Consider the following 13,478-nt stretch of genomic DNA (forward strand, 5'->3'; position numbering starts at 1 on the left):
CGTTAGAAGACAGTTTCGAATAACTTAATCTCTGTGAGTGTCCACACAGATTTGCTTGTCATATTGTTAAAGAGCGTTGCCTGCTTGGCGTTCTCAGCGAACCGTTCCAAGTGGCTAGGGCTGCGTATTCTACACTTCCCGTTGTTGGCGTCAAGCGTTTATTTTAAGAAGTTTTTCAAGCGATGATTCTTTATACAAGGCACATCAAATGAAGCTCTTAAACCGCTTGTCACCAGATTCAAATCTCTTTCGATTTTCGAATCCCGCCTCTTACCTAAAAGAGGTACTGATTGCGCTGCAAGTCCCGTGCTATCTAGCGTTTACGACTATTTCTAATCTCTAAACATTAGTCTAGTTGGCCTGCTGTGCCGTGTCAGTGGATGCGCATTATAGGGAGATTTAAGATGAGCGCAAGGGGCTTTCTTAATTAAATGAGAATATTCGAATCAAATGCATAGTTATCAAACGATACGTACAAAAAAGGGGCTGAAAGCCCCATTTTTATCATTATTCGTCTTCTTTTTGCCTAATCAGCTTTGCTTGTCACTTTGCTTTGCTGCTGAGGTTGCTCCAAGAAGCTTTTAATAAGTGTCACCGCTTTATCATCATCCCAATCAACAAAGGTTCGAACGAAAGCGATTAACTCCCCTTCCCTATTCAAGATAAAAGTCGCTGGAATAGTATCTAAAGGAAATACATGACCCAGTTTCTGCTCTTTATCATAATAGGTATTGAAGTCTTCCATACCTAATGACTTTAAGAATGGCTCTACCTGCTTATTACCTTCAAGATCGATAGAAACTGGTAGTACCTCAAAGTCATCCGATCCGATCTTAGCAGAGAAGCGACTAATAGCCGGTAACTCTCTTACACATGGAGGACACCAAGTGGCCCACATGTTTACCATGATAACTTTGCCTTTATACTGGCTAAAGTCGACGGCTTCACCTTTACTATCTTTAAAAGGAACGGCTTCAATTGGAAACGGCTTAGGTAAAACACTGATAAGATCAACGCTTGACTGAACTTGTCTTTCAGCTTGCTTTTCCATTCCAGGATAAGCTTGTGCCCCTGCAGCAACAAACATCGTTGCTGCGACTAAACCCACTATGGTCGATCTCATTTAGCGTCTCGCTTTAATAGACGATCTAACTCTTGCTGTTCTTCGGTAGATAGTTCTGGATTGTTTGCTTCCGCTATACGCTGCTTGCGGATAAAGAAGAAACCAATCAAACCACCAAACAATAGAAGCGCAATAGGTCCTAACCAAAGAACGTAAGTCTTAGCTTCCATTCTCGGCTTATATAGAACGAACTCACCGTAACGACTCGTCATAAACTCAACGATTTCGTCATCGCCCTTGCCTTCATCAACCATCTGGTAGACTTCTAAACGCAAATCTTGAGCTACCGGAGAGTTAGAATCAATCAGATTCTGGTTTTGACACTGTGGACAACGTAATGAATGAGCAAGACTTAATGCACGCTTTTGGTTATCAACAGACTTAAATTCATAAGTATCTACTGGCGTAGCATTAACGATAGATGCCATGCTTAGTAGCAATACTAGAGCCGAAAAGCCTTTCATTAATAATTTAATCACGATGCACCATCCTTCGCCGCTTCAGCTTGTAGCTGTTGAACCATAGGGTAAAGTGTTTCTTTCCATACGCGAGAATCAATTGGTCCTGCATAACGGTAACGAATAATACCTTTATGATCGACGAGGAAGCTTTCTGGCGCACCGTATACACCTAGGTCTAAACCAAGGCGACCGTCATGGTCATAGATATTGATTGCATACGGGTTACCCTCACGGCTCAATTCTCGGATAGCAAGAGGTCGCTCATCACGATAGTTGATACCATAGATAGGCAGAATATTCTTACGCGCTAATGTCATCAGGAAAGGATGCTCATACTTACATGATGGACACCAAGTTGCCCATACGTTAAGTAAGCCTACTTTGCCTTTTAGCGTGTCATTAGTGACGATCTCACCTGACTTTTCCAAAACCTCTAACTGGAAAGCCGGGATCGGCTTTCCTTCTAGAGCAGAGTCGAGTTGCTGCGGGTTAAGGAAGAGTCCCTTATAAAGGAACACTCCCATACCTAAAACTACGACGAGTGGAATAAATAATACTAACTTTTTCATATTCACTCAGTTCCAATTAAGCCGTTGCTAACTTGTCCGCTTCTTTAGCTGCTGTCTTTTCTGCACTCTTAGCTTTTACGCGATAGCGCTTATCAGACGCAGCGAAGAAACCGCCGACCATCATAAAGATAGAGCCAAACCAGATCCAGCGAACGTAAGGCTTGTAGTTGATACGCACTGCGTATTCAGTACGACTAATTGGGTCGCCCATAGTCACGTATAGATCTCGGAATAGACCCCAGTCAATACCGGCTTCAGTCATATCCATAGTACGGACGTTATATTGACGGCGATCAGGTCTTAGTAGAGTAACGTAATCATCACCCTCATAGACTTCGATTTGGCCTTGTTGAGCCGTGTAGTTAGGGCCAACAACATTCTTGGTTTCCACATAGTTAAAGGTATAACCCGCTAGCTCATGAGAAATACCTGGGCCCATACGAACACTCTTCTCTAATGAGTAGTTTGAAACCATAGTGGCACCGACAACTGATACGGCAATACCAAGGTGAGCGATGATCATACCCAGCTGACTGCGTCCAAGGCGGGTTAAATCAATAGAACCATCTTTAGTCTTGACTATGTTGTATGCAGCGCGGAATGTCATCAAGGTGACCCATACAGCCATACCGATACCAAATACAACCCACACGTTAAACTCACCACCTGCTAGGAAAGGTGCAGCTAAGCCAACTACCGCTGCAATCACAGCTGGAACGATTAACTGACGCTTCATTTCACCCGCTTTAGACTTCTTCCAGCGAATGACCGGGCCTACACCCATAAAGCCAAATAGAACTAGAACGATTGGAACGAATACAGCGTTAAAGTATGGAGGTCCTACAGAAATCTTGCCCATACCTAATGCATCGATTAGTAGTGGGTATAGCGTACCAAGTAGTACAGTACCGCAAGCAACTGTCAGCAGTAAGTTACATACTAGCAGCATGGTTTCTTTAGATTTCAATTCGAAACGTGCTGGGCTACGCATCTCACTTGCTCGGAAAGCAAATAGAGTAAGTGAACCACCAACAGCTAAACCAAGTAGTAATAGGATGAACATACCACGGCTTGGATCTGCTGCGAACGAGTGAACCGACGTTAACACGCCAGAACGAACAATAAAGGTACCAAGTAAGCTTAATGAGAAGGCAAAGATTGATAGTAGAACAGTCCAGTTACGGAATGCACCACGCTTCTCTGTTACGATCACCGAGTGAAGTAGCGCTGTACCAATTAACCAAGGCATGAAAGAGGCGTTCTCTACTGGATCCCAGAACCACCAACCACCCCAACCGAGTTCGTAGTATGCCCACCAAGAACCAAGTGAGATACCGCCAGTTAGGAATACCCATGCAGCTAGTGTCCAAGGACGGCTCCAACGAGCCCAAGCAGAGTCAAGACGACCACTCATTAAAGCTGCAATAGCAAAAGCAAAGCTTACCGCAAAACCTACGTAACCGAGATAAAGCATCGGTGGATGGAAGATCAAACCTACGTCTTGCAACATTGGGTTTAGATCGCGCCCTTCCATAGGGATCGGGAATAAACGTTCAAATGGACTTGAAGTTAACAACATGAACAGCGTGAAGCCGATAAGGATCATCGCTAGGATCGACAGTACTCGAGCAGTAAAGACTTCTTCTAAACCTTTACTAAACAGTGCAACTGCAGCGGCCCAAGCCGCTAATGAGAATACCCAGAATAATAATGAACCTTCATGACCACCCCACACGGCAGCAATCTTGAAGAAGATTGGTAACTCTGAATTGGAGTGATGTGCTACATAAGCAACAGAAAAGTCATCGACAGCAAAGCTATAGCCAAGAGCGACAACAGAGAAGAGAATAAAGAAGAACATTCCGTAACTTAGTGGCCACGCATAGCGCACTAGGTATTGGTCTTTACGTGCTACACCTACTAAAGGAACGATGGCTAACAGCATGGCGAATGCCAAGCCGATAATCAGCGAAAAGTGTCCTAATTCTGGGATCATGGGTTTTCCTCAGTCCTAAACCATGCTTGATTAAGCGTTCGCTAAATCATCGCATACGTGTTTACAATTAACACTATTAAAAGGTACAAATTTTAGCTCAGTTTAGTATTTGCTATTGTTAATGTCTGCCTATTTCGTACAAATATGGGTGACCTGTCTCATTCTTCCCCTATCTTATTAACAAACACACATAAACAGTTGCATGTCACACTCCACCGTATACTGAGCGAATTCGGTCGAATGTTAAGGTCTGACAAACAAAGTTCCCCTAAGTTTCGAGAAATTTTACAAATAGAATCAATCTGTGAACAAGCACTCAACTTAGAGTATTTCAGGTTATATTACTGTTCAATGAATAATCTTTCCGTATAATCTTATCCCTAGTTCAGCGGTGAATCCGCTTTTTCGCAAACTAAAGTGAAATAGACATAATGACCACATTCTGGATTTTAATAGCCTCATTTTTGCTGGTTAGCCTAGTGCTGATTTGGTTTCCACACTTCCGTCAGCAGCGCATGCTGAGAACTGAAGATGCCAAAGTGCGTGAAGGCACTAACCTCGAATTATTCAATGAGCGACTCGCAACTTTAGAAAAAGAACTTCAAGAAGAGCTTCTTGATCAGCAAGAGTTCGATGCTCTTAAGAAAGAGCTTGAAATCAGCTTACTTCAAGATATGAAGCAAGGTGATGACGAGTCTTTAGTTAATAAATTAAAGCCAAAAAGCATCATGTGGCCGTCAGTTATGTCTGTCGTTGTTATCGGTGTCTGTGGCTATATGTACTCAACCTTGGGTGCTTATAAGAACCTAGATCAACCAATGACGGCGAACGATCCACACCAAGGCATGACTAATGAGCAGATCATGTCTCAGCGTGTCGAGATGATGGAAGCGCAAGCAAATGCTGAGCCTGAAAATAGCCAGCTATGGTTTAGCCTAGGCCATGCTTACATCTCAGCAAACCGTTATGACGATGCGATCAAAGCATTCGATAAGACAATGGATCTTGTTGGTGTACATGCAGAGCTACTAGGTCCTAAAGCAACCGCGCTTTACTACCGCTCTAATCAAAAGATGACACCTACTGTTCAAGCGCTTGTTGATCAAGCACTAAGCCTTGACCCAGAAGATCCTTCTACACTGTTGTTAGTGGGCATGGATTCATTCTTCACAGCGGATTACAAGAAAGCAATTGACGCATGGCAGCTAATTCTAGATAGCGACCGTACAGATGTTGACCGCGGTGCAATCATGAATGCTATCGATAGTGCAAAAATGAGAATGCAATCTGAAGGTATGATGCCAAATGATGAAGCTCATAAGAGTGTGAAGCCTGACGCCACGGCTAAGACTGTGACGGTTGAAGTTTCTATCTCACCAGAGTTACAAGCAAAAGTGGCCAGCACAGATATGCTATTTATCTTCGCTCGCTCAACTGAAGGTCCAAAAGTTCCTCTCGCAGCGACTAAGATCTCAGCAGAATCTCTCCCAGCAACAATTACCTTAGATGACAGCACTGGTATGGGCGGCAACACTAAGCTAAGCGATGCCAAAGCCGTTGAAATCATCGCGGTACTGTCTAAACATGGTAGTGTAAGAGCGCAAACTGGTGATATCCAAGGCAAGCTTGCTATGATTAAAGTTGGCGACACTGGCCAGCTAGTGCTAGACACACAAGTTCAGTAATAATGAACATCAAAGTTAAAAACCGGCATTAGCCGGTTTTTTTATATGTCGCGAATGGCAATTGCATTGCCCCTATAACAATGACATTATCATTCTGGCCTAGGTGTCGGCCACAAGCCCCTTACAATAGGCCTAACACTGCCTAATCTCTTCATCTAAGCATCTATTGATTTTGGAGCAAATGATAGCCACAAAAAAACCGGCATCAGCCGGTTTTTTGATGTCTAACAAAAATTACTTAGACATATACTCGATTGCATTCTTGTAATCTTCATCAGAGCAATCTGTACACATACCACCTGGTGGCATAGCGTTTAGGCCAGACTTAACTGTAGATACTAAAGCGTCCATACCTTTAGCTAGGCGCGGTTCCCATGCTGCAGCATCGTGTGATTTTGGCGCACCAGCAACACCCATGCTGTGACATACTTGACATGCCTTGTCATATACAGCTTTACCATCTTGAGCAAGTGCGCTTGTAGACAGAGTCATAGCTGCCACTGCAGTCAGTGCTAATAATTTTTTCATCTTATACGTTCCTAATGCAAATTCTAACAAAGCTCACGCTGCCCTCAAATTTTCGGCAGACTTGTTATAACCCGGCTAGGTTACTACAAAGTTCAACAAATGGCATCTTTTTGTGATATTAATCGCGTGAAAGGAGTTTTCACAAGACATAGTTCGCAAAAAGGTTAATATATTAGCAAATGTTTAAAAAGTTCATAGAAAATACACAATATTCGAACTACATCAAATTGCTGACACTTCGCGACAAGCAAGACTAAACGCTTGAAAGCGTATGTGTTAGTATCTCTTGTGTTTTCATACAGCTTGATATAGAGGGCTCAGTGGTAGAACAATCAAAAGCAACAACACTGGTATCAGCTAATAACTTAACCTGCATCAGAGAAGAGCGCATTTTATTTGACGAACTTAGCTTCGAAATATCCGAAGGTGAAATCGTCCAAATCGAAGGCCCGAACGGCGCAGGCAAAACAAGTCTTTTGCGGATTATCGCGGGTTTATCTCGTCCCTATGCCGGACACATCAGCTTCAAGGGTGAAGACATTAATCGTTGTCGTGACGAGTACAATGACGCGTTATTGTATCTTGGTCACCTTGCAGGTGTTAAAAGCGAGTTAACGGCAGAGGAAAATCTTAACTTCAATTTAAGGATCAGTGGGTATGATGACTTCGATGCCCGTGAGATCCTTGCAAAAGTAAATCTCTCAGGTTTCGAAGAAGCGCTAGCAGGACACTTGTCAGCGGGTCAGCATAGACGTACAGCGCTTGCTCGGCTATGGCATACAAACTGTAAAATCTGGCTTCTCGATGAGCCTTTTACTGCGATCGACAAGAAAGGCGTAGAAGAGCTTGAGCACCTATTTTTAGCCCATGCAAAGCGAGGTGGTTGCGTAATATTAACCACACACCAAGACATGGGTGTGATTGGTGATGATATCTTACGTAAAATTCGTCTCGATTATCGCTTCGTATAAGGTTTGGCAATGAAAAAAGGTATCAGTTATACCAAAGCTTTTAGCACGCTATTAAAGCGCGATCTGCAAATTGCTGTGCGTCATCGCGGTGATATTTTTAATCCGCTATTGTTTTTTGTCCTCGTGGTGACTCTATTTCCTCTCGGTATAGGCCCCGAGCCACAAGTATTAACCCGTGTCGCACCAGGTATTATCTGGGTAGCGGCACTTCTGGCATCCATGCTGTCTCTTGAACGTTTGTTTAAGGCTGACTATGCCGATGGTAGCCTTGAGCAAATGTTACTAAGCCCACAACCATTACCCCTAATGGTGTTGGCTAAAGTGTTAGCACATTGGATTTTGACTGGCGTACCACTAATTTTAGTGGCACCTTTATTAGCTGTGCTATTACATTTAGATAGCAATAGCTACGGCGCATTAATCGCAACGCTAACTCTTGGTACTCCGGTACTGAGCCTATTAGGCGCGATTGGTGTAGCTTTAACAGTTGGTTTACGTAAAGGTGGCGTGTTATTAAGCCTACTCATTCTGCCTTTGTATATTCCTGTATTGATTTTCGCTACCAGTGCTATTGATGCCGCTGGTATGAATTTACCCTATGATGGCCAACTCGCTATTATTGGCGCCATGTTGGTCGGTTCATTAACATTAGCACCTTTTGCAATTGGTGCATCCTTACGAGTGAGTACTAACTAAAATGTGGAAATGGTTACATCCATACGCGGATCCTGAACGCGCCTACAAACTCTCAGGCACCCTACTACCTTGGTTTGCCATGCTTGCCATCTCGTTTATTGGTCTTGGTACTGTCTGGGGCTTAGTTTTTGCGCCTACTGATTACCAACAGGGTGACAGCTACCGAATTATCTTTATCCATGTTCCTGCGGCTTCTATGTCAATGGCGGCCTACATGGCGATGGCAACGTCATCTTTCATCGGCCTTGTTTGGCAAATCAAATCTGCTGACTGGGCAGCGGCTGCTATTGCGCCAATTGGTGCAGTAATTACCTTTATCGCATTAATTACTGGTGCGACTTGGGGTAAGCCAATGTGGGGAACTTGGTGGGTTTGGGATGCACGCCTAACTTCTGAGCTAGTGCTTCTATTCTTATACTTAGGCGTTATCTCTTTATATGCATCATTTGAAGATAAAGTCCTTGCCGCTCGCGCAGCAGGTATTTTGGCAATCGTTGGTGTAATTAACATTCCGATTATCAAGTACTCAGTTGATTGGTGGAGTTCATTACACCAGCCATCAACGATTAAGATCACTGAAAAGTCATCAATGCCTACCGAGATGCTATACCCATTACTGATAAACATCATGGGCTTCGGTTTAATGATTGGTGCGATTACATTAGTGAGATTTAGATCAGAAATTTTAGCACGAAATGGCATGCGTCCATGGGTTCGTGAACTTGCGAAGGCAGAGGGGGTCAAATAATGCAGTTCGACTCAATAAGTGAATTTATCAACATGGGCGGCTACGGATTTTATGTATGGCTAGCTTATGGTGTAACCTTTTTTTCGCTAGGAACCTTAGTTGTCCTTAGCGCTAGACAGAAACGTAAGGTGTTAGTAGAGATCGCTAAGAAGATCCAACGTGAAGAACGCCTTAAAGAAACTCGGAGTAACAAATAGTGAACCCAAGACGAAAGAAACGCCTTACCCTTGCTGTAGCCCTCATTGGCGGTGTCGCAGCTATCGCTTCTTTGCTGCTATATGCGTTGAACTCTAACTTAAACTTGTTCTTTACGCCTACAGAGATTGTACAAGGCAAAAAAGATACTGGCGTAATGCCAGAGATTGGCCAGCGTATTCGTGTTGGTGGCATGGTGACTGTCGGTTCAATGATCCGCGATCCTAATAGTCTTCATGTTGAATTTGCTGTACACGATGCTGCGGGCGGCGAGATCATCGTAACTTATGACGACCTATTGCCTGATCTTTTCCGCGAAGGACAAGGTATTGTTGCTCAAGGTGTACTGATTGAGTCAGGCAAATTAGAAGCGACTGAAGTTCTAGCTAAGCATGATGAAAACTACATGCCTCCTGAAGTTGCTGAAGCTATGGGTCAGTCTCACGAAAAACTAGACTATAACGAAGAGCAAAAATCTGGCGGTTACTAAATTGGCCCAGATCTAATCTTCTAAAAAGCCTTCGTTATAGAAGGCTTTTTTGTATCCACTGCTCGCTTACCTTGAATCAAAAGCCACAGCCTAGCTCAGAATACCTTTAGGCTTTTCCATTAAAGCCTCTGCCCAAACAGATAGACACATCAGAAATTGTTTCTGTTACCGATAATAGCCTTATAGCGTTGAATAGTGTGTACTCTAAGGGCTAGAAATGGCCTCTAAGTACATTTTCTTAAACAGCGCCACTAATGTACTCATTTCTCAACTTTTGCCCAATCAGCAGCTTCTAGTGCGTTTAAAGGCGATACGAACAGCGATTCATTACTCTACGATAGCACCAGCTTTATTCACAACCAAACCTGCTGAAGGCTATACCCTCCCCCTTGAGCAATCAACTCAGGCAGATGTAGACCCAAGTAGCACCTCTCCAGAGCCATATAACGGCAACGATCTAGCGCGCCATAGCATAATGAGTTCTAACTCGACTCTTAAAACTAAGCTGCACCCACTTTCATTAGCGTTATTATCTAAATACTCTGTAGCTCTAGCCCAACAGTTACCCAAATCTACTGCCCTTTGCACCTGTTATGTTGATCAATTTAGCAGATTGATAACCCGGCACACGGTTAATCCAGCGAAAGCGAGATGATTTGGACCATAAACGAACCTAGTTGTACCGCTATTAGCTGTATGCATACAACCGAATTACCTAAGCGCAGAAGTGACAGCTAAGGGATAGGGGTAAGCTGTGTGCCTAGTTGGGGCTAACGAGAACGATGATGAACAACTGGAAGCTTGTCTAGCCTCGAACGAACAGCTAGAGAATAATTGCAACTAGTGCAATCGGTGAATTTCAGGCATAAAAAAGGCCGAACAAATGTTCGGCCTTTTAAAACTAAGACTTATTTACTCTGCAGTGTCTTCAACAGCTTCAGCTGCTTCAGGACGACCTACTAGTTCAATATACGCCATTGGCGCTTTGTCACCAGTACGTAGACCGCACTTAAGAATACGGGTATATCCACCAGGACGTTCCTGGAAACGTGGACCCAATTCAGTAAATAACTTACCTACGACTTCAGCGTCGCGAGTACGTGCAAATGCCAAACGGCGGTTTGCTACACTATCACTCTTAGCAAGTGTTATCAGAGGTTCAACTACGCGACGCAGTTCTTTCGCTTTAGCTACAGTAGTTTTGATCACTTCGTGACGAACTATTGAGCAAGCCATGTTACGGAACATAGCTTGACGATGACTGCTGTTACGGTTCAGTTGACGACCACTCTTACGATGGCGCATGACCTAATCCTTATTACCTATATCTGTACTAATCTGGACTTAAAGGTCGTCTGCTAAACTAGCTGGAGGCCAGTTTTCCAGACGCATACCTAACGACAGTCCGCGAGAAGCTAACACGTCCTTAATTTCAGTAAGAGATTTCTTACCTAAGTTAGGAGTCTTAAGCAACTCAACTTCAGTGCGTTGTACCAGATCGCCGATGTAATGAATCGCTTCAGCCTTCAAACAGTTGGCTGAACGTACAGTTAGCTCTAAATCGTCGACAGGACGCAACAGAATCGGATCGAACTCCGGCTTCTCTTCTACTGGTGCAGTCTCAGTCACATCACGTAACTCAACAAACGCATCTAGCTGTTCTGCTAGAATTGTCGCTGAACGACGGATAGCTTCCTCAGGATCGATAGTACCGTTAGTAGTCATATCGATAACGAGTTTGTCTAAGTCTGTACGCTGTTCAACACGAGCGGCTTCTACATTGTATGCAATGCGAGCAACAGGTGAGAACGAAGAGTCAACCAACAAACGACCGATAGGGCGATCATCGTCTTCGGTTTGTGCACGGGCAGAAGCCGGTACATAACCACGACCACGCTCTACGCGGATACGCATGCTGACATCATTGTTACCCGTCAAATGACAGATAACATGGTCAGGATTCATGATAGTAACATCACCATCATGCGTGATATCTGCTGCAGTAACAGGGCCTGCGCCTGACTTACTTAGTGTAAGCATAGCTTCGTCTTTCCCTTCGATAACTACCGCTAGACCTTTAAGGTTTAGTAGTATCTCAAGGATATCTTCTTGCACGCCTTCCTTGCTACTGTATTCATGCAGTACACCATCAATCTCTACTTCGGTAACCGCGCAGCCTGGCATAGACGACAATAGGATACGACGCAACGCGTTACCTAGAGTGTGACCAAAACCACGCTCTAGCGGCTCCAGTGTAACCTTGGCACGTGTTGGATTAACCTGCTCGATATCAACGAGACGCGGTTTAAGAAATTCTGTAACAGAACCCTGCATTGTGTCCTCTCTTTTGTTTTAACCTTACTTAGAGTAAAGTTCGACGATCAGCTGTTCGTTAATATCCGCAGACAAATCACTACGCTCAGGAATACGCTTGAAAGCACCTTCCATCTTAGTGTTGTCAACTTCAACCCATGTTGGCTTTTCGCGTTGAGCCGACACTTCTAAAGCCGCTTTAATACGAGCTTGAGTGCGTGACTTTTCACGAACGCTCACTACATCATTCGCAGACACTTTGAATGATGGAATGTTAACGACGCTACCATTAACCATAATTGACTTATGGCTAACTAGCTGACGTGATTCAGCGCGTGTTGCACCAAAGCCCATGCGATAAACTACGTTATCAAGACGGGTTTCTAAAAGAGTAAGTAGGTTTTCACCAGTGTTACCTTTAGTACGTGCAGCATCTTTGTAGTAGTTACGGAATTGCTTTTCTAGCACACCATAAATACGACGAACTTTTTGTTTCTCGCGTAGCTGAACACCATACTCAGACAAACGGGTCTTACGAGCGCCGTGTTGTCCAGGTGCAGTTTCAAGCTTACACTTCGAATCGATTGCTCTCACTCCGCTCTTTAGGAAAAGGTCAGTACCTTCTCTGCGGGTAAGCTTGAGCTTTGGACCCAAGTATCTTGCCATGTTCTTTCTCCAACTATCCTATTAAAAACGACGAATTAAACGCGACGTTTCTTAGGAGGACGACAACCATTATGAGGGATAGGCGTCACATCGGTAATGTTAGTTATCTTGTAACCAACCGAGTTTAGTGCACGAATCGCTGATTCGCGTCCTGGACCTGGACCCTTCACAAAAACTTCTAGGTTCTTAACACCGTAGTCCTGAGCAGCAACACCTGCACGCTCAGCAGCAACCTGTGCAGCAAATGGGGTAGATTTACGTGAACCACGGAAACCTGAACCACCAGAAGTTGCCCAAGATAGTGCGTTACCTTGACGATCTGTAATGGTAATAATTGTGTTGTTGAAAGACGCATGGATATGCGCCATACCATCAGCAACCTGTTTACGTACACGCTTACGCGGAGAACGTGACGGAACTTTAGCCATTTTGGATTACCCCGTTACTTTCTAATTGGTTTACGTGGACCTTTACGCGTACGCGCATTGGTCTTAGTACGTTGCCCACGAAGGGGAAGGCTACGACGATGGCGAAGGCCACGGTAACAACCAAGGTCCATAAGACGCTTGATGTTCATGGAAACTTCACGACGTAAATCACCTTCTACAATGTAGTTGGCAACTTCTTCGCGTAGACTATCGATTTGAGCTTCGCTCAATTCCTTGATCTTAGCATCTTCAGCAATTGAAGTAGCCGCGCAAATAGCTTGTGCGCGAGTACGACCGATGCCGTAGATAGCAGTCAATGCAATGACTGTATGCTTTTGATCAGGAATGTTAATGCCAGCGATACGGGCCACTATGCACTCCTTAAGTTAAAGGTCATCTGTGAAAAGCCCGGTAGGATACTCGACAGACGACAATTTAGCAAATAATATTTTGACCAGCCCGGACTGGGCTGGTCAATTTTTTTAGCCTTGACGCTGTTTGTGTTTAGGTTCAACACAAATCACACGTACAACGCCACTACGCTTTACGATCTTGCAGTTACGGCAGATCTTCTTCACGGAAGCTCGAACTTTCATTTCAACACTCCGA

Annotated in this window: 17 protein-coding genes; 6 read left to right on the forward strand and 11 right to left on the reverse strand. The window is 44.1% G+C overall.

What is annotated here, in order from left to right:
* Window positions 1-526: 526 nt before the first annotated feature.
* From L1D44_RS20250 to L1D44_RS20265, 4 genes are read right to left on the reverse strand one after another with little or no spacing between them, the layout of a single operon-like run.
* The gene (locus L1D44_RS20250) at window positions 527-1,123 is read right to left on the reverse strand and encodes a TlpA disulfide reductase family protein (protein WP_239893073.1); all 597 of its coding nucleotides are present in this window, start codon (window positions 1,121-1,123) and stop codon (window positions 527-529) included.
* Window positions 1,120-1,587, reverse strand: a complete 468-nt coding sequence (gene nrfF, locus L1D44_RS20255) for a heme lyase NrfEFG subunit NrfF (RefSeq protein WP_239893082.1) — start codon at window positions 1,585-1,587, stop codon at window positions 1,120-1,122. The genes L1D44_RS20250 and nrfF overlap by 4 nt, the downstream gene beginning before the upstream one ends.
* Before the next feature lie 11 nt (window positions 1,588-1,598).
* Entirely contained in the window at window positions 1,599-2,153 is a 555-nt protein-coding gene (locus tag L1D44_RS20260; RefSeq protein ID WP_239893074.1) for a DsbE family thiol:disulfide interchange protein, read from the reverse strand.
* 16 nt (window positions 2,154-2,169) lie between these two features.
* Entirely contained in the window at window positions 2,170-4,149 is a 1,980-nt protein-coding gene (locus L1D44_RS20265) for a heme lyase CcmF/NrfE family subunit (RefSeq protein ID WP_239893075.1), read from the reverse strand.
* Window positions 4,150-4,580: 431 nt separating this feature from the next.
* Here L1D44_RS20265 and ccmI point away from each other — a divergent pair, with 431 nt between their 5' ends.
* Window positions 4,581-5,834, forward strand: a complete 1,254-nt coding sequence (ccmI, locus tag L1D44_RS20270) for a c-type cytochrome biogenesis protein CcmI (protein WP_239893076.1) — start codon at window positions 4,581-4,583, stop codon at window positions 5,832-5,834.
* Window positions 5,835-6,068: 234 nt separating this feature from the next.
* Here the strand turns inward: ccmI and L1D44_RS20275 are convergent, their stop codons facing one another.
* A complete protein-coding gene (locus L1D44_RS20275) occupies window positions 6,069-6,362 on the reverse strand; it encodes a c-type cytochrome (protein ID WP_239893077.1) in 294 nt (97 codons plus the stop codon).
* A gap of 320 nt (window positions 6,363-6,682) precedes the next feature.
* Here L1D44_RS20275 and ccmA point away from each other — a divergent pair, with 320 nt between their 5' ends.
* The 5 genes from ccmA to ccmE are packed head-to-tail and all read left to right on the forward strand — an operon-like array spanning window position 6,683 to window position 9,462.
* Window positions 6,683-7,333, forward strand: coding sequence for a cytochrome c biogenesis heme-transporting ATPase CcmA (gene ccmA / locus L1D44_RS20280; protein WP_239893078.1), 651 nt, complete (start codon window positions 6,683-6,685; stop codon window positions 7,331-7,333).
* 9 nt (window positions 7,334-7,342) lie between these two features.
* A complete protein-coding gene (gene ccmB / locus L1D44_RS20285) occupies window positions 7,343-8,029 on the forward strand; it encodes a heme exporter protein CcmB (protein WP_220770225.1) in 687 nt (228 codons plus the stop codon).
* Window position 8,030: 1 nt separating this feature from the next.
* On the forward strand, window positions 8,031-8,777 hold the full coding sequence (gene ccmC / locus L1D44_RS20290; protein ID WP_220770224.1) for a heme ABC transporter permease CcmC: 747 nt from the start codon (window positions 8,031-8,033) through the stop codon (window positions 8,775-8,777).
* Window positions 8,777-8,974, forward strand: coding sequence for a heme exporter protein CcmD (gene ccmD / locus L1D44_RS20295; RefSeq protein WP_220770223.1), 198 nt, complete (start codon window positions 8,777-8,779; stop codon window positions 8,972-8,974). The genes ccmC and ccmD overlap by 1 nt, the downstream gene beginning before the upstream one ends.
* On the forward strand, window positions 8,974-9,462 hold the full coding sequence (ccmE, locus tag L1D44_RS20300; protein WP_239893079.1) for a cytochrome c maturation protein CcmE: 489 nt from the start codon (window positions 8,974-8,976) through the stop codon (window positions 9,460-9,462). Before ccmD ends, ccmE begins: the two co-directional genes overlap by 1 nt.
* A gap of 912 nt (window positions 9,463-10,374) precedes the next feature.
* On the opposite strand, the gene rplQ is transcribed toward ccmE, so the two are convergent.
* The 6 genes from rplQ to rpmJ all read right to left on the reverse strand — a co-directional run bounded on the left by rplQ (window position 10,375) and on the right by rpmJ (window position 13,465).
* The gene (gene rplQ / locus L1D44_RS20305) at window positions 10,375-10,767 is read right to left on the reverse strand and encodes a 50S ribosomal protein L17 (RefSeq protein WP_012153479.1); all 393 of its coding nucleotides are present in this window, start codon (window positions 10,765-10,767) and stop codon (window positions 10,375-10,377) included.
* A gap of 39 nt (window positions 10,768-10,806) precedes the next feature.
* Entirely contained in the window at window positions 10,807-11,796 is a 990-nt protein-coding gene (gene rpoA / locus L1D44_RS20310) for a DNA-directed RNA polymerase subunit alpha (protein WP_028767958.1), read from the reverse strand.
* A gap of 24 nt (window positions 11,797-11,820) precedes the next feature.
* Window positions 11,821-12,441 (reverse strand): 30S ribosomal protein S4, encoded by a 621-nt coding sequence (rpsD, locus tag L1D44_RS20315; RefSeq protein ID WP_220770221.1) that lies wholly within the window; start codon window positions 12,439-12,441, stop codon window positions 11,821-11,823.
* A gap of 35 nt (window positions 12,442-12,476) precedes the next feature.
* Window positions 12,477-12,869, reverse strand: a complete 393-nt coding sequence (gene rpsK, locus L1D44_RS20320; RefSeq protein WP_012144629.1) for a 30S ribosomal protein S11 — start codon at window positions 12,867-12,869, stop codon at window positions 12,477-12,479.
* Window positions 12,870-12,883: 14 nt separating this feature from the next.
* The gene (gene rpsM / locus L1D44_RS20325; RefSeq protein ID WP_028767960.1) at window positions 12,884-13,240 is read right to left on the reverse strand and encodes a 30S ribosomal protein S13; all 357 of its coding nucleotides are present in this window, start codon (window positions 13,238-13,240) and stop codon (window positions 12,884-12,886) included.
* 111 nt (window positions 13,241-13,351) lie between these two features.
* Window positions 13,352-13,465, reverse strand: coding sequence for a 50S ribosomal protein L36 (gene rpmJ / locus L1D44_RS20330; protein WP_006083579.1), 114 nt, complete (start codon window positions 13,463-13,465; stop codon window positions 13,352-13,354).
* Window positions 13,466-13,478: the final 13 nt, after the last annotated feature.

The sequence above is a fragment of the Shewanella sp. Isolate13 genome (genome assembly GCF_022398325.1).
Taxonomy (GTDB): domain Bacteria; phylum Pseudomonadota; class Gammaproteobacteria; order Enterobacterales; family Shewanellaceae; genus Shewanella.